Here is a 21,455-nt window from a genome sequence, read left to right as displayed (position 1 = left end):
CGAAGGCCACATTGGGGCGCTCGGGACGGCCGGCCGCCGCGGTGTCAGGCGAGGTGCCACACCGCGGCGGCGCCGTCGAGCACGTCCTGGTCGAGCCCGAAGTAGCCCCGCTCCGGTTTGGTGTCGGTGCGCTTCCGGCCGGCCGGGACTTCGGCCAGCCGCCAGGTCTTCGTGCCCGGCTGCAGCCGGCCTTCGTACGTGTCCGGCGCCGGTTCGCCGAGGCCGAGCGCTTCGCTGTGGCCGAGGCTGCCGGCGACGAAGGCGTACCGGTCGCCGAGCAGCGCCCCGACGATCGCGCCCGCGCCGGAGCCCGAGCGCTGCAGGTGGCCGTTGTGCGCGAACACCAGCGTCGGGCCGCGGCCGGCCTCGATGGCCCGGATGTCCAAGAGGTTCTCCGCCATGAGCACCGCGCGCAGGCCCGCGAGGCGCGCGATCCTCGTGTCCCGGTCCCCGGGTTCGGCCGACGCCGCGTGGTAGCGCAGCAGGCCGCGTCCCGCGATGGCGTGCACCTCGGCTCGCCGCCAGGCAGCGTCCAGCCGTGGGGCCCGGGCGCGGAGGGCGACGAGCAGATCGTCGGCGAGCACCCGCAGCTCGCGGGCCTCGGGCGACGCGCCCGGCGAAGCCGCCGGGTCCAGGATCGCCTCGGAGCGGCTCCACCGCTCGTCGTCGCCGGCCAAGGCCGCGATGTCGACGTCGAGGCCGAGGTAGTCGCGGGCGTGTTCGAGGTAGGCGCGCGGGCTGGGGGCGCTGAACATCTCCATCGGCGCGTCGAAGCCGTGGCAGGCCAGCGGCTCGTCCGCGGTCTCGTTGTACTCGCGCAACCACTGCAGCAACTCCCGGTTGGCCGCCACTTCGCCCAGGTCGTGCGAGAAGCCGCCGTCGAGCGCGGCCACCCGGTCGGTCTCCAGGGCGATCGACCGGAATCCGTGCGCGGCGAGCCGGGCGAACAGGTCGTTGCGCAGGCGCGCGAAGGCCGGTTCGAAGTGGGTGGGCTCGCCCAGTGCGAGCAGTTCGGCGGTGAAGTCGGCGATGTCCATGTGGTTGAATCGTATCCTTGAACTCCCGATTGAGACCCGCTGATCTCGCGCGCGAACACGGCCTCTCCACGCAGGCGGTCCGGAACTACGAGCGCGACGGTTTCCTCCCGCCCGCCTCGCGCACACCGAGCGGCTACCGGGTCTACACCGAGGTCCACGCGGCGGCGCTGCGGGCGTTCCTCGCGCTGGTCAAGGCGTACGGGCACGCGACGGCGGGCGGAATCATGCACGCCGTCAACACCGCCGACGTCGAGCGTGCGCTGACGCTCGTCGACCGCGGCCACGAGCAGCTGCTGCGGGATCGCGAAACCCTCAACACGGTCCGCGCGGCCATCGGCTCCCTGCCGATCGGGGCGGTCCCGGAACCGGCCGGGGGTGCGCGGACCGTCGGCGAGCTGGCGCACCGCGTCGGCGTCACCGCGGCGACGATCCGCGCGTGGGAACGCGCGGGCATCCTGGTCCCCGCGCGCGACCGGGCCACCGGCTACCGGGTGTTCCGCGCGGCCGACGTCCGCGACGCCGAGCTGGCCCACCTCCTCCGCCGCGGCGGCTACCCGCTCACCCGCATCGCGACGGTCGTCGAGCAGGTCCGCACCGCGGGCGGCACGGAATCGCTGGCCCGGGCGCTCGAAACCTGGCAGGACAAGCTGACCGCGCGTGGCCTGGCGATGCTGGACGCCGCCGCCCGGCTCGGCGCGTACCTGGCGTCACGGTCGTGAGCCCGGGTGCAGCCGGTCGTACTCGTGCGCGGCCGAGCGCTGGGTGCGCGCCGGCAGCAGCTTCTCCTCGTCCTCGTCGTCGGTCTCGTTGAGCCCGAGCTGCACGGCGAACCGGATCTGCTCGCGGTTTTCGCGGACCACGGCGGAGAAGAAGTCGTCGATCCGCGGGTCGAGGAGGACTTCGAGCAGCACGCGGAAGGAGGTGTCGACGCAGGCCCGCACGATTTCGTCGTGGAAGGGCAGCCGCTTGAGCTTCCCGAGCTGCGGATCCACGGCGATCTTCTCGGCGATGATCGAACGCAGCTCGTCCTTGTGGGCGCCCAGCGACTTCGCCAGGTTCTCCGGGTAGTTGCCGGTTTCCAGCACCTTGACGACTTCGTCGAGCACCGCGATCGTCACCGGCTTCTTGATCGCCTTGACGATCGGCTCGGACAGCTTGTCCACGAGCCGGTAGGTGAACTGCTCGCCGACGGCCCGGTCCGCCGCCCGTCCGATCCGGACCAGCAGCAGCACGACGCTGACGAACTTGTGCGCGGCCATCGCGGGGTGCGCGACCGGGATCATCGCGAACAGCTCGTACCAGTTGCGCACGAGGAACTTCTTCGCCCACCGCCGTTTCCGCCACCGCCACAGGAACTCGAGCAGGAAGACCGCGCAGATCCCGCAGTCGACGAAGAAGATCACCAGGCCCGCGTCCCGGGACGGCGGGCTCAGGACCATGAACCCCAGCAACCCGGCGGAACCGGCGGCGAGCAGGAGCATGATCCAGTCGTCGGCGCGCACGTTCCCGGGCAGGATGCCGCTGTTGAGCTCGGGTTCACGAGTGACCATGCCCGATGATGGCACGGGCACCGCTGATCAGCCGGGTAGGACCGCGGTCCCGCTGTCCGGTTTTTGTCCGCTTTTCGTCGCGTTGCGACCCCTCCTGATAGGGCATCGTGGACGGTGGCGGTCACGGCGAGGAGGAGCATGGAGCGCACACCGCACAGCCGGCCCGCTCCGGCTCCCGGGGATGCGGCGGCTGGTGGTTCAAGAAGCGGGCTGCCAGCCCACGCCGTACGACCGCGCGGGCCGCAGGTTGTGGAAACCCGTGCGCACCTCGCCCGCGTTGTCGAGGAACAACGGCTTGCGCGCGGTCAGCGGATCCTGGGCGTCCTTGGAGAACTCCCCGTCGATCCGCCACACCCGCTGCGGCGGCTTCGCCCGATCGAACCGGACGTTGAGGTCGAAACTCTCACACGGGAACTCCGGCGTGCAGCAGTAGAACGGCGACGGCAACTCGGCCACCCGGATCCGGAAGAAGAACTCGTGCTCGTCCCCGGCGTCCAGCGGCTGCGGCGGCCGCAGCGTGAACGCCACCCGCGACGAACTCACCATGCGCACCGAATGCACCTCGCCCCCGGCGACCACGTCGATCCCCAGACCCGAAAGATCCGGCTGCCCCGCCGTGCTCGCCGGCCGGGCCAGGGAAATCGCGTGCTCCACCTCGGCCAGCCCCGCGACGTGACTGACCACCCGGCGCGTCTCGAACACCTCCGCCGCCGCCACGCCGGTCAAGGTCAGCCGCACCGCCAGCGCCGAGGTGTGCCACGGACCGTCCTGGCTCAGGTCCGAGAAACCCCGATACGGCGACGGCGCCCCATACGCAGCCTCCGCCAGCAGGTAGATCACGTCGTCGGCACGCCGCTGCATCGTCCGCACGTTCCGGTCCGCGCCCGAACCCAGCCGCTCCAGACGCTGCGTGTAGCGCTCGTTCGCGCCGGTACCGAAACCCAGCACGATCCGCGCCGTCGACCGCTGCGAATCGGGCAGCTTCTCGATCAGCCGGCGCAGCGTTTCCACCACCTTGCCGCGCACCGTTCCCGGGTTGTCGTCCTCACCGACACCGCACACTTCGCGCAACTGTTCGCCGACGAGCGCAGGCAGGGTCTTCGCTTGGATGCCGAGCCCCTTGCGAAGCAGTTTCAGCTCCGTTGAGAGAGCGATGATCTTCGCTTCGGCCGCCTCCTGAGCCAAGCCGCCACCTCCGTCTTGGTCGTTGCGGGGAAGTCTACCCATCTTCGCCGTCCACCACGACGGCGTCACCTGTTTCCGGTTGTTTCCGGATGCGGGAAACAGCGCAGGTCCACGGTTTCCCCCGACAGGCAACGGGAAACGTCTGTCGCCGGGCAATTCGCCGGGTCAAGCTTGTGTCGTCGAAATCCTTCGGCAACCAAGGAAGTCGCCGCACGGAAAAGCGCGGCGACGGCGATCCGGAAAGGGGAACGCGATGCACACGCACCTCGTCATCGTGCTCGGCCAGCTGGTGTCCCTCCTGGGCTGACCAGCGAGTCGCCGGCGGGCCCGGGCCGCCGGCAGACCTTCCCCCCGTTCGCCGATTACAGGATGATCGACCCATGCCGGACTTTGGAGCTGAATTGAAGCGTCGACGGTTGTCGGTCGGCATGTCACTGACCGGACTAGCGGCGTCCGTGCATTTCACCAAGGGCTACCTCAGCAAGGTGGAGAACGGCAAGGTCCGCGTGAACCGGGACCTCGCCAAGGCCTGCGACCAGGCGCTGGGCGCGGGCGGAGAACTGCTCGCCCTGGTCGCGGAAACCACATTCACCGGCCGCCGCAGCGCGGGCGGGATCGTCGGGCTGCCGGACAGCGGCCGGTACTTCGTCGGCCGCGACACCGAACTCGAAGCGCTTTCCGCGCTGCTCCGGGGGCGGGACGACGGCCGGGTCGGCGTGGTGCACGGGATGGCCGGAGCCGGCAAGACGGCACTGGCCGTCGCCGCCGCCCGCCGGGTCGCGGACTCCTTCCCCGACGGCTGCCTGTTCTTCGACCTCCGTGGCCACACGCCCGGCGCCGTCGAACTCTCGCCCGGCGAGGCCCTGCACCGGCTGCTGCGGCTGCTGGACGTGCCGGCCGACCAGCTCCCGGCCGACGACGACGGCCTGGCCAACCTGGTCCGCGACCAGCTGCGCGGGCGGCGGATGATCCTCGTGCTCGACAACGTCCGTTCCGCCGAACAGATCCGCGGCATCGTCGACGGCGAGACGCCGTCCCGGATCCTGGTGACCAGCCGGGGCCGGCTGCCCGCGCTCGACGACGCCTGGCACTTCCCGGTCGGGGTGCTGCCGGCCGCGGACGCCGTGCGGCTGTTGCGGTCCGTCGCGGGCGACCGCGCACCCGAAGACGAAACGGTGGCGACCGAGATCGTCCGGCACTGCGGGCAGCTGCCCCTCGCGGTGCGGATCGTGGCCGCCCGGTTCGTCGCCGGCGGCTGGACGGCGGCGAGACTGCGTGACCGCCTGGCCGACGAGACCACCCGGCTCGGCGCGCTGGAGGACGGCGAGCGGAGCGTCGCGACCGCGTTCGCCGTCTCCTACGAAGCACTGCCCGGCGACCAGCGGCGGCTGCTGGGGCTGCTCGCCCTGCACCCCGCGGCCGCCGCGGAAACCGGCACCGTCGAGGCGCTCGCCGGGCTCGAGGCGGGCGAGGTCGACCGGCTGGTGGACCGGCTGCACGACGCCCACCTGGTGGTCCGCGACGAACGCGGGTACGTCGAACTCCACGACCTCATGCGGACCTTCGCGGCGAGGCACGCGCTTCCCCAGGTGGCGCCGGGCGAGCGCGACGTCGCCGTGCGGCGGCTGGTCGAGCACCTCGTCGCGATGACGGTGGCGGCCGACGAACTCGCCGAGCCCTACCGGTTCCGCCCGGCCACCGGCCTGCCGGCGCCGTCGGGCGTGCCGTTCTCCGACGCCGAGGGCGCGCTCACCTGGCTGGGCGCGCAGTGGCCGGCGCTCGCCGACATCGTCGGCACCGCGGCCCGGCACGAGCTGTACGACCGCTGCTGGCAGCTCGCCTTCGTGCTCCGCGCGTTCTTCTTCCGCGAGAAGCTGTTCGAGCCCTGGATCCGCACGCACGAGTGCGCGCTGGCCGCGGCGCGGGCGGCCGGCGACCCGAGCGCGACGGGCATGATCCTCAACAACCTGGGCATGGCGCACCTCGAGGCGGGCCGTCCCGACGACGCGGTCCGCCTCCACCAGCAGGCCCAGGAGCAGTTCGCGCTGGCCCGCGACGACCGCGGCACGATCGACGCGCTGTCCAGCCTGGCGTGGGCGCGCCTGTACCGCGGCGAAGCCGAGCCGGCGCTGGCGGACCTGGCGACGGTGCTGACCGTCTACCGCCGGACCGGCCGCACCCGCAACGTGGTGATCGCGCTGCGCGGCATCGCGCTCGCTTCGGCGGCGCTGGACCGGTTCCCCGAGGCGCTGGCCGCCGCGGCGGAGGCGGCCGCGCTCGCCCAGCTGCCGGTGGACCGCGCGATGTCGGCCAACTGCGAGGCCTGGGTGCACTTCCGCGCCGGCCACTCGGCGGACGCCGAACGCTGCTACCACCGGGCGGCCGAGGTCGCCGACGACGCGGGCAGCGAGTACGAGCGGGCCCGCGCCTTGACGGGCTTGGGAAACACCGCGGCCGCCCGCGGCGACCGCGCGACGGCGTCCCGCTGGTGGGCGGAGGCCGCCGAGTACCGGGTCACGCTCAACCCGGCGGTGCTCGGCGAGGCGGAGTACCGGAACCGGCCGGCCTTCGCGGAGTGACCGGCGGGTGATCCTCCGGCCTCCGGTTTTTGTCGGACCCCGTCGCTAGGCTCCACGACATGATCACCGGGGGCGCCGGGTTCGGCGAAATCGCGAGAGCCATGGCCGAAGCGCTGCGCAACAGCGCGGGTACCGCGCCGGCCACCCTGCAACTGCGGCACACGGGCGGCGTGGTTTCGAGCTGCGCCTGGAGCGAACGGCGGGGAAACCTCTCCGTCGACTTCCTGGCGATTGCCGAACTTCTGCGGGACCGTCCACCCTCCGCGCTGGAGGTGCGGCTGGACGCCGACGGCGGCTACACGTTCACCGCGCGGCCGGATGTCGCGGCCGTGTCCCCCGGGCGGCTCGTCTTCGACGCCGGGTTCCGCTACCCCGGGCACCCGCGGCCCGGCCTGCCCCGGCCCGCGGCCGCCGAGCCGACCGGAGCACCGACCGATCCGGCCGTGCGCGCCGAGGTGACCCGGCTGACCGGCGAGTTCGCCGAGCGGTACACCGCGATCAAGGGCGGTCCGCCGCCGTGGCCCGCCGGGCGGACCGAGGCCGACCTGGCGGCCGCCGAAGCCCGGATCGGCGTGCGGCTGCCGGAGGACCTGCGCGCCCTGTACCTCGTGGCGGACGGCGACCCGGAGGAAAGCGGCCTGCTCGGCCCCTACTCCCACGATTCCCTCACGGTGCTCGTCGACCGCTACCTGGAGGGCGATCCCGGCTCCTACGGCTGGGAAGACGAACCGGACGACGACGGCGTGGTGTTCGAGACCGCACCCGCCGGACACGTGAAACGCCTGTCCCGCAACGACTGGTGGGTCACCTTCGGCAGCGACCGCTCGGGCAACTACCTCGCGGCCGACCTCGACCCCGCCGAGCGGGGGCGGCCCGGCCAGGTCCTCGAGTACGGCCGGGACATCTACGGCCCGCTGCGGTACGTGTCGCCGTCGGTCACCACCATGCTCACCGAGGTCGTCGAGGCGCTGCGAGCCGGCCGGTACGAGGACTGGGACGTACCCTCCGTGGCCCCGGAAACCGAGCTCCGCGGCGATCCGGCGCGGTCGTACGACGAGGTGATCTCGAACGCGGCCGACATCGACCTGACGGCGACCGTGGCCGGGCTCCCCGAGCGCGACCTGGTCCAGGAGGTCTACCTCAACGACGCCGGCGACGTCGATCTCACCGTGTTCGAACCCCTGGTGTCGTTGCGCTCGCTGCACGTCAACCGCGCCCGGGCGGTGACTCCGGCGATCCGCGGGCTCGAAGTGCTGGAGTCGCTGCAGATCACCGCGGACCGGGTCGACCTCGCCGCGGTCGCCGGGCACCCGGCGCTCTGGGACCTCCAGCTGACGGGCGTCGGCGCGCCGCTCGACCTCACGGTGCTGCGCAACCCTGCCGCGCCTGACCCGGCTCGGCCTGGAGAGGTGCGCGGTGCCGGACTGGGGGCCGGTCTGCGACCTGCCGGCCCTGCGCGTGCTGAAACTGGACACGGACCAGGTGCGCGACCTGCTCGCCTCGGGCCGGCCGCTGCCGCGCCTGGCGGCGTTGTTCGTGGCGGGCCGCACGACGCTGCGGGAGATGCACGAACTGCGCGCCGCCTTCGACGAGCGCGCTCCCGAGGGAACGGTGACCGAGTTCTCCGGCGTCCTGGCCTGACACCGCGTGGAAACGGGTCAAAAGCTGGACACTTACCGGCCACCGCGTGTCGGGAGGTAGCGAAGGTGCCCGCCGCGGCGATCAACGCCGGGAAAGCCCAATTCGTCGTGAGGTGGCCGCCATGACTACCCATTGAGCTTCGGGGGCCGAGCCCGCCGCCTGTGCCGTTGGCCGGGGTTTCCCGAGGCAGAGCTGTTTCCGGCAACGGGAAACGCCTTGTCGCACCCGGCTTCGGAGGCGCACCATCAATGCAGACCGAATTTCGCAGCGGACCGCGAAATGAATCGAACCCCGGTGATTCGGGGAAATCACGAGGAGCCTGCCATGATGGTCGTCTGTTCCGTTTCCGCCCTCATCCGCACGGCCCTGTTCATCGTCATGCTGGCGCTGGTCGCCGGGCTGGCGCTGGCCGGGCCCGCCGCACCGGCGACGACGCCCGGCTCCGGCGCGGCCGTTCCGGCCGCCACCGCCTCCGCCTCCGCCGAACCCGTTGCGCACTGAGCTTCCTGGCCGCGGTGCCGGTGGTCGTGGGTGGGTGCACGCCAGGGCCACTCGGACGAGGCTCGCGGCCGCGCGTTCTCCCGCGGCGGGTCAGGGCGTTTCCGCCGCCAGGTGCTCGATCAGCCTGGCCAGCTGGTCGGCGTACTGCCGGACGAACTCGGGCGAGTCGCCCGGCTTCCCGGTCAGGCCGTCCACCACGTGCGGCAGCGTCACCGGGGCCATCGCCGCCGCCATCAGCAGCACCGTCAGGCTCGCCGGATCCACCCACTCCGGCAGGCGGCCTTCGGCCTTCAGCGCCGCGATCTGCTCCACCGTCCCCGTCAGGCGCCGGGTTCGCGGCCCGTGGTCGGGGTCGGTGTCCGGGCCCGCGTACTCCAGGCCCGACCACGCCAGCAGCTTCACGCCGTCGCGGCTGGTCAGTGCCTCCAGCGCGAACCGCCGCACCAGCTCCGACAGCGGCAGGTCCGGCGCCGCCAGCTCCCCCTGCCGCTGGCCCCACCCCTCCGACAGCGCCCGGTACAAGCCTTCCTTGCCGTCGAAGTAGTACGAGATCAGCTGCTGGTTCACCCCGGCGCGCGCCGCGATCGCCGCGATCCGCGCCCCGGCGTAGCCCTTCGCCGCGAACTCCGCGCCGGCCGCCTCCAGGATCAGCCGGCGGGTGCGCTCGGGGTCCCGTCGGCGCTCCTGCGGTTTCGGCGAACGGCGGGGCTTCGGCGCGGTCACGCGGCGACTATACGTCAACCAACCGCTTGACTCTGCGGAACAGCCGGTTGAGGCAGGGTGGCCGTCAGCACGAGAGCCAGCAGGAGCACGCCGGCGCTGACCGCGAGCGCGCCCACCGTCGCGGAGACGGACCCGCTGTCCAGCCGGGCGAAGAAAACCGTGCCGAACAAGGCGATCCCGGTCGCCGTGCCGAGCTGGACGGTGGTGTTCACGACGCCGGACGCCGCACCGGCCCGCTCGGGCCGGATCCCCGCCATCGACGCGGCGAACAACGCGTTCAGCACCGCACCCATCCCGAGGCCGACGGCGAGCACGGGCACCAGCAAGGCCCATCCGCTCAACGCGGTGTCCAACTGGGACACCAGCACCGCGAGCAGCACGAGCCCGGCGAGCAACACCGCGACGGCACCGGCGGTGAACGCCCGCCCGAGTTTCGGCGCGAAGCGCATGGCGAGGACGTTGCCCGCGACGATGCCGAGCGTCGAGGGCGCGAACGTCAACGCCGCCTCCCACGGTGAGAACCCGAGCCCGAGTTGCAGGTGCAGCGTCAGGACGAAGAAGACCCCGACGCCGGTGTCGACGCAGAGCAGGACGGCCTGGCTGCCGGCGACGTGCCGCAGCAGGTCCGGCGGGAGCAGCGGCTCTCCGCCGCGGCGGAACAGGCGCCGCTGGTGCCACGCGAACACGCCGGCCAGCGGGACGGCGGCGGCCGGCAGCACGATCGACCAGACCGGCCAGCCCAGCTCGCGCCCCTGCACCAGCGGGTAGAACACCGCGAACAACGCGGCGGTCAGCAACGCCAGCCCGACGGGATCCATGCGGTGCCGGACGAACCCCGGCCGGCCCGGCATGGTGATCACGGCACCGGCCAGGGCGAGCACCCCGATGGGCAGGTTCACCAGGAAGATCGCCCGCCAGCCGGTGCCGAACAGGTCGGCCTCGGTCAGCGCGCCGCCCAGCAGCGGCCCGGCGAGCCCGCCGACCGGGAACGCGGCCGCGTACCACGTCATCGCCTTCGGACGCTCCTGCTCGCCGAACTCCGCGTGGATGAAGGACAGCACCTGCGGCACCATCAAGCCCGAGCCGACGCCCTGCACCACCCGCGCGGCGATCAGCACCCCGGCGTGCCCGGCGAGACCGGCGGCGAGCGAGGCGCCGGTGAACACGAGCATGCCCGCGACGAACAGCTTCTTCGTCCCGTGGCGGTCACCCAGCCGGCCGCCGGTGATCAGCGTGAGCGCGAACCCCAGCGCGTACCCGGCCGAGATCCACTGCAGGGCGGACTCGCCGGTGCCGAGCTGCCGCCGGATGGTCGGCAGGGCCACCGCGACGATCTGGTTGTCGATCATGTCCACCAGCACGGCGAGCACCGCGACCGCCAGTGCCCACCACCTGAGCGCGTGCTTCTCCACGCCGTACCTCTTCTCCCCGCAGTGACCGTGACGCAGCCATGGTCAACCACCCGAAGGACTCTGTCAACCAGACGTTTGATTGAGTCCTCCGGGTGCCGGAAAGAGCGGGCTCAGCCTTCGAGCACCTCCCGCAGCTTCTTGGCGAACGCCTCGGGCTGGCCGGCGTAGCCGAACTCGCCGCTCAGGAAACCGCCGTGGTGGCTGGGGAAGACGGTGGCCTCCTGTCCGAGCAGCGCCGCCGTCCCGACCGCGGCACGCCCGGTGAAGACCTCCCGCGACTCCTCGCCGACGGCGATGACGATGCGCGTCGGCGCCGCGGCCAGCGCTTCGACGTCGAGCCGGTAGGTGGTCACCGGGAGGGTGCGGTCGGTGAGCAACGGGTCGTTACGACGGCCGTCGTCGTCGGTGGGCAGGCCGAACTGGGCCGGATCCGCGGGCGGGAGCGCGAAGTAGGCGTCGGTGAACTCGCCCGGCCACGACGTCATCGCGAAGAACGCCGCCATCCCGGCGCCGAACCCCTTGGCCTGGTAGGCGTCCCGCACGGCTTGCCAGGCCCGTTCGGCCGCGGCGGCGTCCGGCAGCGTCCGCACGAGCGGCGGCTCGTGGGCGACCAGGGTGCGGACGTCCCCGGGGTGGGCGGTGACGAGCGCGAGCGCGGCGACCGCACCGCCGCTGCTGCCGAACACCTCGACGGCACCGGCCCCGAGCGCCTGGACCACGGCGTGGATGTCCTCCGCCTGCACGGCGGGCACGTGGTCCTCGCGGCCGTCCTTGCGGACGCTGCGCCCGAGGCCCCGCGGGTCGTAGGTGACCACTGTGCGGTCGGCGAAGTGCGACGCGAGCGCACCGAACCCCTCGGCGGTCATCGGCTGCCCGATCATGAGCAGCGGTGGCCGCGGGCTCTCGTCGGGCGCCGGGCCGTGGACGTCGTAGACGATGTCGGCTTCGGGTGTTTCCAGTGTGTACGTGGTGCTCATGGCTTCCTCCCCTGGTTCAGCTGTTGCCGAGGACGTTAGCCGGGGGTACCGACAATTCCGGTCGCGCGCCGTGGTGTCGATCCACGTCAGCGGGGCTTATGAGGCCCCGCTGGCTGCCGAGCCGCGCGCGTGAGTGGCCGACCGGACTCGCACCGGCTTCGCCCGGGGCCACAGCCTGGGGCCTCGTCTCCTTCGGCATCGGCCACGGTGGAAGACGTGGGTGTCGAACCCACCGGGGCGATCGAAGGATCACCCGCGCTCCGGCGCGTCTCCCGAGTAGCGCGTCCGGGAGTCGAACCCGGGTCTCCCGGGTGAGAACCAGGGATCCGTACCGCTGGACCAACGCGCCGAGCGCGCTCGCGTCGCCCGCACTGTTGCGGCCGAGACGAGCGCAGGAAAAAAGGGCACCGGCGGAAGGAGTCGAACCCTCGGGCCGCGGTTTTGGAAACCGCGCCGCTTCCGAAGCACGCCGATAAAAGAACAAAAGAGAAAGCCGCCCGAGTCGGTTCCCCCGACGGGCGGCTCCGGACCACGACGCGGACTACGTCATGGCGAGGAGCCGGGAAGACCATGCCACCGCTGGTGACGCGCAGGCATCGCACAGGCGACGGCTTCGGCGCGCCACGCCTCTCGCATCCCCGCGTGCGTCATGATCACTCCCGATGTTTCTGTGGTGTGGAGCCATCATCACGCACCCGTAGACATCGGGCAACCGCATTTCCAGGGAGCCGGCAAGGGGGCTCGAACCCCTGACCTTCTGTTTACAAGACAGATGCTCTACCAGCTGAGCTATACCGGCCTGGCGCCGAGGCGCCGGACACAGTGTACCGAGCCGCCCGTCGTGATCGGTTCGGGAGGCAGCCGCCGCAGGGCGCCGCCACTATGGAGCGACGTGGCGGACGCCACTCCATGATCCGTGCAACGGCCGGTGGGTAGCCGTCGATGGTCATCGGGGAACGAGCGAGGAGGTGGATGGATCATGAAGATCAACGAGCGCGCCAACGGGGGCCGGGTGACCAGATGGCCCGTCCTGGAACCTCCCGCTCAACGCCCCCGGGCCCACCACCCGAACCTGCTCAAGCGCCGCCCGTGGCACGTCCTCGAGGCGCCGACCGGGGAGTTCCCCGCCGTCGACGCCGCCGAGGCGATGGGGCCGCAGCTGCCCGACGAGGCCACCGTCAACTTCGTGCTCGACCTGAGCCTGCGCATCGGCGAGGTCCAGATGGCCAGCGGCGCCGGCGCGTCGGACGTCACCGCGACGATCCTCTCCATCGCCGGCGCGCTCGGGCTGCCGCACTGCGAGGTCGACGTCATCTTCACCTCGATCACCGTGACCTGTCACCGCGGCACGGACCTGACGCCGATCACCGCGCTGCGGGTCGTGCGGAGCCGGAGCCTCGACTACACGCGGCTGACCGAGACCGAGAAGCTCGTCCGCAAGATCGTCCGCGGGCACATGGGGGCCGAACAGGCGCAGACCGAGCTGGAGCGGATCACCTCCGCGCCGCACCCGTACCCGCGCTGGGTCGCGACGCTGTCCTGGGGCGGGGTCGCCGCGTTCGTCACAATCCTGCTCGGCGGCGGCTTCGACATCGCGCTCGTCGCGTTCGTCATCAGCGGCGTCATCGACCGGGTCGGCCGGGTGGTGAACCGCTACGGGCTGCCGTTCTTCTTCCAGCAGGTGATCGGCGGCCTCGTCGCGACGCTGTCGGCCATGGTCATCGTCAGCAGCAACGTCCTGACCACCGACAAGCCGACGCTGGTCGTCGCGGCCGCGGTCACCGTGCTGCTGTCCGGGCTCTCCACCGTGTCGGCCGTGCAGGACGCCATCACCGGCTACAACGTCACCGCGGCCGGCCGCACGATGGAGACCGTGCTCATGTCGGCCGGCCTGATCTCCGGGGTCGTGCTCGCCCTGCGGATCGCCGTCATGCTCGGGCTGCCGCGCACGCCGCTGCCCGAGGTCACCGGGTCGACGCCGCAGCAGCTGCCGCTCGTGGTGCTCGGCGGGGCGGGCGCCTCCGCCTGCTTCGCGCTCGCGAGCTACGCCAAGGTGCGCGCCATGCTGGTCGCGGCGGCCGCGGGCGGCATCGGCGCCGCCGTCTACGGCTCGCTGACGCTGGCCAAGCTGGACGGCGTCAGCTCGTCCGCGGTGGCCGCCACGCTGGTCGGGTTCTGCGGTGGGGTGCTCGCGCGGCGGCTCGGCGTTACTCCACTGGTCGTAGCCGTGTCCGGGATCACTCCGCTGCTTCCCGGCCTTTCGACCTACCGTGGTCTGTACCAGATGGGGGTGGAGCCGAGCGGCGACATCTCGACGCTCATGACGGCCGTCGCAATCGGGCTTGCGCTGGCCGCGGGCGTGGTACTCGGGGAATGGCTGGCCCAGCCGGTGCGCACCGGACTGGGCCGGCTCGAGCGGCGGTTCGCCGGACCGCGCATGGCTGGTCCGCTCGAACCGACCGAACGAAGCTTGGAGTAATACCGCGGTCACCGAATGTTCATCGCTCACGCGATAGGGTTTCACTCTGGGGCCGCGACCCAGAACGCGAGGAGCAGGCGACGTGAGTGACCAGAAGGAGAACTCGAACCAGGCCGATTTCGTCGTGGTGGCGAACCGGCTACCGGTGGACCTGGAACGCACGGCCGAAGGCGAGCGCCGCTGGACGGCCAGCCCGGGTGGCCTGGTTTCGGCGCTGGAGCCGTTCCTCCGGTCGAGGAAGGGCGCCTGGGTGGGGTGGCCGGGCATCCCGGACGTCGACGTCGAGGAATTCGACGACGACGGCCTGGTGCTGCACCCGGTTTCGTTGAGCGCCGACGAAGTGCGCGACTACTACGAAGGTTTCTCCAACGCGACGCTGTGGCCGCTCTACCACGACGTCGTCGAGCGCCCGGTCTTCGACCGCGCGTGGTGGAACAGCTACGTCAAGGTGAACCGCCGGTTCGCCCAGGCCAGCGCCGAGGTGGCCGCCCCGGGCGCGACCGTGTGGATCCAGGACTACCAGCTCCAGCTGGTGCCGGCGATGCTGCGCGAACTGCGCCCCGACCTGCGCATCGGCTTCTTCCTGCACATCCCGTTCCCGCCGGTCGAGCTGTTCATGCAGATGCCGTGGCGCGCCGCGATCATCCGCGGCCTCACCGGCGCCGACCTGGTCGGCTTCCACCGCCCCGGCGGGGCGCAGAACTTCCTGTGGCTGTGCCGCCAGCTGATCGGCCTCGAGTCGACGCGCGGTGCGGTCGGCGTCCGGTCGCGGCCGGGCACCATGCAGGTCGGCGACCGGACCGTGCGGGTCGGTGCGTTCCCGATCTCCATCGACGCGGCGGGTCTCGACAGCCTCGCGCGCACCAAGGGCGTCCAGGAGCGGGCCGCGCAGCTGCGGCGCGACCTGGGCAACCCCAAGACCGTCCTGCTCGGCGTCGACCGGCTCGACTACACCAAGGGCATCGACCTGCGGCTGCAGGCGCTGCACGAGCTGCTGCACGAGGGCAGGCTGCAGCCGGACGACGTCACGTTCGTCCAGCTGGCCACCCCGAGCCGCGAGCGCGTCGAGCACTACCAGCGGATGCGCGGCGAGATCGAGCAGATGGTGGGCCGGATCAACGGCGAGTTCTCCCGCGTCGGCCACCCGGTCGTGCACTATTTGCACCAGTCCGTGGACCGCACGGAACTGGCCGGTTTCTTCGCCGCGGCCGACGTCATGGTGGTGACGCCGCTGCGTGACGGCATGAACCTGGTCTGCAAGGAGTACGTCGCCGCCCGGCACGACCTGGGCGGAGCGCTGGTGCTTTCGGAGTTCGCGGGCGCGGCCGCCGAGCTCTCTAGCGCATTCCTCGTCAACCCCCACGACCTGGACGGGGTGAAGGACGCCCTAGTGGCTGCCATTACGCTCGACCCGGCTGAGGGCCGTCGCCGGATGCGCGCCATGCGTCGCCAGGTCCTCACGCACGATGTCGATCGTTGGGCGCGCTCTTTCCTACAGGCTCTGGGTGCCGAAGCGGTCGATTGACCCGAACGACCACGCACGAGCTCCTGAGGAGGAGTGTTGACTGCCGAGGCCCTGCCCGCCGAGCTGCGGCGCGCGATCGTCCAGATCGCCCGTACGCCGCGTCTGCTGGTCGCCTGCGATTACGACGGCACGCTGGCACCCATCACGCTCAACCCGGACGAGGCCCGCCCGCTGCCCGAGTCCGTCGGGGCCCTCAGATCGCTCGCCGGTCTGCACGAGACCACCACGGCGGTCATCTCCGGCCGCGCGCTGCGCGACCTGGCCACGCTCTCGCGGCTGCCGTCCGAGGTGAACCTCGTCGGCAGCCACGGCTCCGAGTTCGACATCGGCTTCATCCACGCCCTCGACGAGAAGGCGCGGGAGCTGCACCGGCGGCTGGAGTCCGAGCTCGAACAACTCGTCCTGGACGTCCCGGGCGTGTCGCTCGAGGTCAAGCCGGCGAGCATCGCGGTGCACGTACGCCGAGCCGAGCACGAGGCGGGCCGCCGCGTGCTGGCCGCCGTGCACTCGGGACCGTCCACCTGGGAGGGCGTGTCGACCACCGACGGCAAGGAGGTGGTCGAGCTGGCGGTCGTTCAAACGGACAAAGGCCGCGCACTGGACATCCTCCGCCACCAGGTCGGCGCCACGGCGGCGATCTTCCTCGGTGACGACGTCACCGACGAGAAGGCGTTCGCCCGGCTGTCCGGGCCGGACCTGGGCATCAAGGTCGGCGACGGCGAGACCCTCGCCGGGTTCCGCGTGCCCGACACCGTGGACGTCGCCCTCGTCCTCGGCTTCCTCCTCGAGGAACGCCGCAACTGGCTGTACGGCGAGTCCGCCCCGCCGATCGAGCGGCTGTCGATGCTGGCCAACGAGCGCTCGGTCGCGCTGCTGACGCCGGACGCCAAGCTGACCTGGCTGTGCCACCCCGGGCCGGACGCACCCGCGGTGTTCGCCGACCTGCTCGGCGGCGAGGGGGCCGGCCACTTCTCCATCAAGCCCCACCGCAACGGCCTCCCGCTCGGCCAGCGCTACCTGCCGAACACGATGACGGTCGAGACGCGCTGGTCGCGCCTGCTCGTCACCGACTACCTCGAGCCGGAGAGCGCGCCGCACCGCACGGACCTCGTGCGCGTGATCTCGGGCGAGGCGGCGGCCAGCGTCAAGTTCGCGCCGCGGCCCGAATTCGGCGGCGTGCCGGTGAAGCTGGAGATCACCGAAGGCGGCGTGCGGGTGCTCGGCACGTCGGAGCCGTTCGTGCTGTACTCGCCCGGCGTCGAGTGGACCATCACCTCCGACGGCCTGCACGACACCGCGACCGCGCTCGTGCAGCCGACGCCGACCCAGCCGGTCGTGCTGGAGCTGCGCTGCGGCACCACGGACCTCGGCGCGCACGAACTGTCCGAAGTGGAACGCCGGGACCGCGCGGGCCGCTACTGGAGCGAGTGGACGTCGAAGCTGCAGCTGCCGACGGTGCAGACCGACCTGGTGCTGCGTTCGGCGCTGACGCTGCGCGGGCTGGTCAACACCGACACCGGCGGCGTGCTGGCCGCGGCGACGTCGTCGCTGCCGGAGGAGATCGGCGGCGTCCGCAACTGGGACTACCGCTACTGCTGGATCCGCGACGCCGCGATGACCGTGCGGGAACTCGTGCACCTGGGCTCGATCGAGGAGGCCGAGGGCTACCTGCGGTGGCTGCACGGCGTGCTCGCCACGCTGGCCGGCCCGGAGCGCCTGCACCCGCTGTACACCCTGGCCGGCAGCGTCATCGGCGCCGAGGCGGTCATCGAATCGCTGCCCGGTTACGCCGGGTCCCGCCCGGTCCGGGTCGGCAACCTGGCGAACCACCAGGTGCAGCTGGACGTCTTCGGCCCGGTCGTCGAGCTCGTGCAGACGCTGGCGTCGGCGCGCGGCGAGCTGCGCGACGAGGACTGGCAGATGGTGCGCGCGATGGCGGAAGCCGTGACGCGGCGCTGGCACGAGCCGGACCACGGGATCTGGGAGGAGCGGCACGTGCCGCGCCACCGGGTCTACTCCCGCGTGATGTGCTGGGTGACCATCGACCGCGCCATCAAGCTGGGCGAGCAGTACGGCCGCGAGATCCCCGGCAACTGGCCCGGCCTGCGCGAGGAGATCAAGTCCGACGTCCTCACGCACGGCTGGAACGACGAAGTCCAGGCCTTCACCACGGCCTACGACGGCACCGACCTGGACGCGGCCTCCCTGTTCGTCGGGCTCACCGGCCTGATCGACCCGGCCGACGAGCGGTTCCAGCAGACGGTGACGGCGATCGAGGCGGAGCTGCGCAGCGGGTCCACTGTGTACCGCTACCGCCGCGACGACGGCCTGCCGGGCGGCGAGGGCGGGTTCCACATCTGCGCGGCGTGGCTGATCGAGGCGTACCTGCTCACCGGGCGGCGCACCGAGGCCCAGGAGCTGTTCGACCAGATCGTCGCGGCGGCCGGCCCGACCGGCCTGCTGCCGGAGCAGTACGACCCGATCGCGGAACGGTCCCTCGGCAACCACCCGCAGGCGTATTCGCACATCGGGCTCATCCGGTGCGCCAACTTGCTGGCGGCCAGTTAGCCCTTTCGGTCCGAAAGTCCGTGAAGGCCACGTTGGGGGACGGTTAGTCCCTTACTGTGGCCTTCACGGCGTTCGGAGGTGAGACGGGTGCAGGGGACCTTCGGCCAGGTCGAATTCGTGCCGCTGCCCCCGCGGTTCGCCGACCGGGTGCGCTGGGGCTCGGTGGTCGTCGGCTGCTCGATGATCGCCGGGATGGTGCTCCTGTTCGGGCTCACGACCTACCTGCAGGGCATCGTGCACGGCCGCGCCTTCCCCGACACGCTCCTCGGCAAGGCCGCGGCAGTGCTCCCGCCGCTGGGCGTGCTCGCGCTCGCCGTCCTGGTGCTGACGTGCCGCCGCTGCCTCCGCGGTGACTACCTGGTGGTGGCCAGCGCCGCCGCCACCCGCGGGGCCCTGCTGTTCACCTACTTCCTGACGCTGCTGCTGATCCTCGGCTCGTTCGCGGTGCCGATCGTCTTCCGGGTCTGGCACGAGACCCCGGAGCTGCAGGCCCCCGACCTGCTGACGACGGTTTCGACGCTCGCCTTCGCCACCCTGGGGCTGGTGGCCGGGATGAGCTACGTGCGGCCGTCGGTGCAGACACTGCGGAAGTACAGCGACCACCCCATCTGGTAAGTCCACTTTAGACAGGCCGCTTCGTGGCCGACGTCTGCGCCAACTTGCAGAGATTTCTTTGCACATTTTTCTTTGCATGGCTACAGTGGGGCCATGACCAGCGCTCCACCACCGGAAGAGCTCGATCCGGACGCTCTCAAGGCCGTCGCGCACCCGCTGCGCCGCCGGATCCTCGGCGTGTTGTCGGCGGGCCCGGCGACGGCCACGAAGCTCGCCAAGGCACTGGGCGAGAACACCGGCGCGACCAGTTACCACCTGCGGGAACTGGCCCGCTTCGGGTTCGTCGAGGACGCCCCGGAGCTCGCGCGGGGCAAGGAACGGTGGTGGCGGACGCGGCCGCGGGACATCCGCTGGCCGCGCCGCAGTGCCCAGAGCGCCGAATCCCGGGTGCTGTTCGACGACATGCAGCGCCAGGGGTTCGAGGACGACCTCGAAAAGCTCAACCGGTTCGCCGAACAGCGCGACGAACTGCCGGGCGACTGGCCGGACGCGCTGCTCCACGCGCGCGGCGGCACGTGGCTCACCACGGAGGAGCTCAAGCAGTTCTGGGACGACTACATGGAGCTGTACCGCCGGTACTGGCGGAGCGAGGACGACCGGTCACCGGAAGCGCGGCGCGTGCTCGTGCGCTGGCTCGCGTTCCCGGATCCAGGGGAATGACATGACACCAGGGGGTTTTCCATGCGAAGAGGGGCACTACTGGCCGGGGTGATCCTGGCCGTCACGGCGTTGGCGCCGCCGGCGTCGGCATCGGCGGCGTCGGCGGGGGCGGGGGCGGGCGAAGTGACGTTCACGAACGGCGGCGTGACCTTGCACGGCACCGTCGTCGCCCCACCGGGCGGGTCGAAACTGCCGGGCCTGGTGATGGTCCACGGGTCGGGGCCGCACAGCCGGGAGGACTACCGCGACCAGGCGGAAGCCTTTGCGCGGCAAGGCATCGCGACCCTCATCTACGACAAGCGCACCGAAGGCTACTCGCAGTTCTCGCGGTCGTACTCGACGCTGGCCGACGACGCGCTCGCCGCCGTGGCGGCGCTGCGGAAGCGACCGGACGTCGACCCGGCTCGCGTCGGCGTCTGGGGGCTGAGCGAAGGCGGCTGGGTGGCGCCGCTGGCGGCTTCGCGCTCTTCGGACGTCGCCTTCGTCGTGACGCTGGGCGCGAACGGCGTCGAGCCGTCGCGGCAGCAGGCGTGGGCGGTGGAGAACCAGTTGCGGCGCTTGGGAATGGACGGGTCGATCGTGCGGATGGCGTCGTCGACGATGATGCGCCAGCTCGTCGGCGGCGGCGTGTTCCCGGAGGCGCACTACGACCCGGTGCCGGTGCTGAAGAGCCTGCGCCAGCCGGTACTCGGGCTGTGGGGCGCGAAGGACGTCCTGACGCCGCCGGGTGAAGCCGTCCGGATCTTCCGGGAGTCGTTGGCGCACCACACGTTGCGGGTCTTCCCGGACGCGCAGCACCAGCTCCGCCGCACCACCGACGGCTTCGACAAGCTGCCCGGGTACGCGCCCGGCTACCTCGAGCTGGTGGGCACCTGGGTGCACGACCAGCCCACCGCGTCGACGGCCGACGCACCACCGGCGCAGGACCGGCCGAGCACCGACGTGACGCCGCTAGCCTGGTACGAACCCCTGTGGCTGCAGCTCGCCGTGCTGGTGTTGCTGCTGGCGGCGTTCGGCTCGGGCCTGGTCCGCCGGATCGCGCGCCCGGCCCGCTGGCTGTCGGTCCTCGGCTTGCTGTCCGTGCTCGGCTTCGTGGTCCTCGACGTCCTGATCCAGCTGAGCATGGGCAAGGGACTCGGCCCGGTGGTCCTCGGGCGCCCGCTGCCGTGGCTGGCGCTGCAGCTGCTGTCGCTGGGCACGGTGGCCGCCACCATCGGCACGGCGGTGGCGTGGTGGCGGACCCGTGGTGTCCGGCTCGGCGTCCTGCTGGCCGGCGGTGCGGTGTTCGTCCCGTGGGCGGTCTACTGGGGACTGCTGGGTGTCTAGGCGGAGTAGCCCTTCGGCGGGATCAGCGTCGCCAGCTGGTTGAAGGTCAGCCAGTAGAGCTGGTTCCCGCCGAAGCTCGCCGGGTCGGCGATCTTGACGGTCATGTGGGAGCTGTCGTACCCGATGACGGTGAAGTAGTGGTAGACCGTGTAGTTCGGGTAGCCCGGCGGGTGGTTGTTCGCGGGCGCGACGATGTTCGCGACGATCGGGTAGCCGTTGTCGATGTCGAGCACGATGTCGCGCCACAGGAGATCGCGCTGGGCTTGGGTGGGCGGGTCGTTCGGCATCTCCTTGGTTTCGTACCAGGAGGTGCCGAGGTCCCGGTTGAGGACGCCGGTGACCTGCCCGACCCAGTCGGTGCCGTTGGTGGTGGTGCCGAGCTGGGCGGCCAGGGTGGCTTGGCTCGGCAGGTTCGAGGTACGCGCGGACAGGGCGATCCGCGTGGCGGCCGGCCCGCACCAGTAGCCGGTTTGCTGCACCTGGTACTGGACGTTGAGCACGGCTTCGGTGGCGGCCTCGGCCACGGCGGGCAGGGCGACCAGCCCCATGGCGGCCACGAGCGCGACGAAGCCCAGGCGGAATCTGCGCATGACAATCCTTCCCCAGTTGTGGCACCGGCTGGCCAGCACCTCACCTCGGGATGATCTCGGCAGAACTCGCCGGTTGTCCCTCACCCG

Annotated in this window: 17 protein-coding genes and 3 tRNA genes; 10 read left to right on the top strand and 10 right to left on the bottom strand. The window is 71.6% G+C overall.

What is annotated here, in order from left to right:
* Positions 1-44: 44 nt before the first annotated feature.
* On the bottom strand, positions 45-1,037 hold the full coding sequence (locus tag ACLJOU_RS06305) for an erythromycin esterase family protein (RefSeq protein WP_410564014.1): 993 nt from the start codon (positions 1,035-1,037) through the stop codon (positions 45-47).
* A 17-nt stretch (positions 1,038-1,054) separates the two neighbouring features.
* On the opposite strand from ACLJOU_RS06305, the gene ACLJOU_RS06300 reads away from it, so the two are divergent.
* Entirely contained in the window at positions 1,055-1,756 is a 702-nt protein-coding gene (locus ACLJOU_RS06300) for a TioE family transcriptional regulator (RefSeq protein WP_410564011.1), read from the top strand.
* On the opposite strand, the gene ACLJOU_RS06295 is transcribed toward ACLJOU_RS06300, so the two are convergent.
* Together ACLJOU_RS06295 and ACLJOU_RS06290 are read right to left on the bottom strand one after the other, a co-directional pair.
* Positions 1,745-2,587, bottom strand: coding sequence for an ion transporter (locus tag ACLJOU_RS06295; protein ID WP_410564009.1), 843 nt, complete (start codon positions 2,585-2,587; stop codon positions 1,745-1,747). The two genes, ACLJOU_RS06300 and ACLJOU_RS06295, sit on opposite strands and share 12 nt — an antisense overlap.
* Positions 2,588-2,785: 198 nt before the next feature.
* Complete coding sequence (locus ACLJOU_RS06290) at positions 2,786-3,772, bottom strand: hypothetical protein (protein WP_410564007.1); 987 nt, start codon at positions 3,770-3,772, stop codon at positions 2,786-2,788.
* A 380-nt stretch (positions 3,773-4,152) separates the two neighbouring features.
* Between ACLJOU_RS06290 and ACLJOU_RS06285 the strand changes: the two genes are divergently transcribed.
* The 3 genes from ACLJOU_RS06285 to ACLJOU_RS06275 all read left to right on the top strand — a co-directional run bounded on the left by ACLJOU_RS06285 (position 4,153) and on the right by ACLJOU_RS06275 (position 8,493).
* Positions 4,153-6,351 carry a tetratricopeptide repeat protein gene (locus ACLJOU_RS06285; RefSeq protein WP_410564005.1) on the top strand — a complete coding sequence of 733 codons (2,199 nt, stop codon included), beginning with the start codon at positions 4,153-4,155 and terminating at the stop codon, positions 6,349-6,351.
* Positions 6,352-6,410: 59 nt separating this feature from the next.
* Positions 6,411-8,117: an SMI1/KNR4 family protein gene (locus ACLJOU_RS06280; RefSeq protein WP_410564002.1), complete on the top strand. Its 1,707-nt coding sequence runs from the start codon at positions 6,411-6,413 to the stop codon at positions 8,115-8,117.
* Positions 8,118-8,316: 199 nt separating this feature from the next.
* Positions 8,317-8,493, top strand: a complete 177-nt coding sequence (locus ACLJOU_RS06275; protein WP_410564000.1) for a hypothetical protein — start codon at positions 8,317-8,319, stop codon at positions 8,491-8,493.
* A gap of 90 nt (positions 8,494-8,583) precedes the next feature.
* Here ACLJOU_RS06275 and ACLJOU_RS06270 read toward each other — a convergent pair whose 3' ends face one another.
* From ACLJOU_RS06270 to ACLJOU_RS06245, 6 genes are all read right to left on the bottom strand, one after another.
* Complete coding sequence (locus ACLJOU_RS06270; protein ID WP_410563999.1) at positions 8,584-9,216, bottom strand: TetR/AcrR family transcriptional regulator; 633 nt, start codon at positions 9,214-9,216, stop codon at positions 8,584-8,586.
* Positions 9,217-9,230: 14 nt separating this feature from the next.
* Positions 9,231-10,628: an MFS transporter gene (locus tag ACLJOU_RS06265; RefSeq protein WP_410563996.1), complete on the bottom strand. Its 1,398-nt coding sequence runs from the start codon at positions 10,626-10,628 to the stop codon at positions 9,231-9,233.
* Between the two features lie 110 nt (positions 10,629-10,738).
* Positions 10,739-11,605 carry an alpha/beta fold hydrolase gene (locus tag ACLJOU_RS06260; protein WP_410563994.1) on the bottom strand — a complete coding sequence of 289 codons (867 nt, stop codon included), beginning with the start codon at positions 11,603-11,605 and terminating at the stop codon, positions 10,739-10,741.
* A 277-nt stretch (positions 11,606-11,882) separates the two neighbouring features.
* Positions 11,883-11,954, bottom strand: a tRNA-Glu gene (locus ACLJOU_RS06255).
* Positions 11,955-12,010: 56 nt separating this feature from the next.
* Positions 12,011-12,079: transfer RNA gene (locus ACLJOU_RS06250), tRNA-Trp, on the bottom strand.
* A 252-nt stretch (positions 12,080-12,331) separates the two neighbouring features.
* A tRNA-Thr gene (locus tag ACLJOU_RS06245) sits at positions 12,332-12,404 on the bottom strand.
* A gap of 180 nt (positions 12,405-12,584) precedes the next feature.
* Here ACLJOU_RS06245 and ACLJOU_RS06240 point away from each other — a divergent pair.
* The 6 genes from ACLJOU_RS06240 (at position 12,585) to ACLJOU_RS06215 (ending at position 20,778) form a co-directional block, all read left to right on the top strand.
* Positions 12,585-14,084, top strand: coding sequence for a threonine/serine exporter ThrE family protein (locus tag ACLJOU_RS06240; protein ID WP_410563991.1), 1,500 nt, complete (start codon positions 12,585-12,587; stop codon positions 14,082-14,084).
* Positions 14,085-14,166: 82 nt separating this feature from the next.
* Positions 14,167-15,609, top strand: coding sequence for a trehalose-6-phosphate synthase (locus ACLJOU_RS06235; protein ID WP_410563989.1), 1,443 nt, complete (start codon positions 14,167-14,169; stop codon positions 15,607-15,609).
* A 33-nt stretch (positions 15,610-15,642) separates the two neighbouring features.
* The gene (otsB, locus tag ACLJOU_RS06230) at positions 15,643-18,177 is read left to right on the top strand and encodes a trehalose-phosphatase (protein ID WP_410563987.1); all 2,535 of its coding nucleotides are present in this window, start codon (positions 15,643-15,645) and stop codon (positions 18,175-18,177) included.
* 87 nt (positions 18,178-18,264) lie between these two features.
* Positions 18,265-18,792, top strand: coding sequence for a hypothetical protein (locus ACLJOU_RS06225; RefSeq protein ID WP_410563985.1), 528 nt, complete (start codon positions 18,265-18,267; stop codon positions 18,790-18,792).
* 93 nt (positions 18,793-18,885) lie between these two features.
* Positions 18,886-19,452: an ArsR/SmtB family transcription factor gene (locus tag ACLJOU_RS06220; RefSeq protein ID WP_410563983.1), complete on the top strand. Its 567-nt coding sequence runs from the start codon at positions 18,886-18,888 to the stop codon at positions 19,450-19,452.
* A 48-nt stretch (positions 19,453-19,500) separates the two neighbouring features.
* Complete coding sequence (locus tag ACLJOU_RS06215; RefSeq protein WP_410564759.1) at positions 19,501-20,778, top strand: alpha/beta hydrolase family protein; 1,278 nt, start codon at positions 19,501-19,503, stop codon at positions 20,776-20,778.
* Here ACLJOU_RS06215 and ACLJOU_RS06210 read toward each other — a convergent pair.
* A complete protein-coding gene (locus tag ACLJOU_RS06210) occupies positions 20,775-21,368 on the bottom strand; it encodes a C39 family peptidase (RefSeq protein WP_410563980.1) in 594 nt (197 codons plus the stop codon). The genes ACLJOU_RS06215 and ACLJOU_RS06210 overlap by 4 nt on opposite strands.
* Positions 21,369-21,455: the final 87 nt, after the last annotated feature.

It is taken from the genome of Amycolatopsis sp. cmx-4-61 (genome assembly GCF_046548775.1).
Taxonomy (GTDB): Bacteria; Actinomycetota; Actinomycetes; order Mycobacteriales; family Pseudonocardiaceae; genus Amycolatopsis.
The sequence above is the reverse complement of the archived record's forward strand: the minus strand, read 5'-3'. Positions and strand labels throughout refer to the sequence as shown.

Bases quoted from the DNA above. Each gene is read 5' to 3' on its own strand.
- ACLJOU_RS06305 (WP_410564014.1), bottom strand. From the start codon at position 1,037: ATGGACATCGCCGACTTCACCGCCGAACTGCTCGCACTGGGCGAGCCC.
- ACLJOU_RS06295 (WP_410564009.1), bottom strand. From the start codon at position 2,587: ATGGTCACTCGTGAACCCGAGCTCAACAGCGGCATCCTGCCCGGGAAC.
- ACLJOU_RS06285 (WP_410564005.1), top strand. From the start codon at position 4,153: ATGCCGGACTTTGGAGCTGAATTGAAGCGTCGACGGTTGTCGGTCGGC.
- ACLJOU_RS06280 (WP_410564002.1), top strand. From the start codon at position 6,411: ATGATCACCGGGGGCGCCGGGTTCGGCGAAATCGCGAGAGCCATGGCC.
- ACLJOU_RS06275 (WP_410564000.1), top strand. From the start codon at position 8,317: ATGATGGTCGTCTGTTCCGTTTCCGCCCTCATCCGCACGGCCCTGTTC.
- ACLJOU_RS06260 (WP_410563994.1), bottom strand. From the start codon at position 11,605: ATGAGCACCACGTACACACTGGAAACACCCGAAGCCGACATCGTCTAC.
- ACLJOU_RS06240 (WP_410563991.1), top strand. From the start codon at position 12,585: ATGAAGATCAACGAGCGCGCCAACGGGGGCCGGGTGACCAGATGGCCC.
- ACLJOU_RS06220 (WP_410563983.1), top strand. From the start codon at position 18,886: ATGACCAGCGCTCCACCACCGGAAGAGCTCGATCCGGACGCTCTCAAG.
- ACLJOU_RS06210 (WP_410563980.1), bottom strand. From the start codon at position 21,368: ATGCGCAGATTCCGCCTGGGCTTCGTCGCGCTCGTGGCCGCCATGGGG.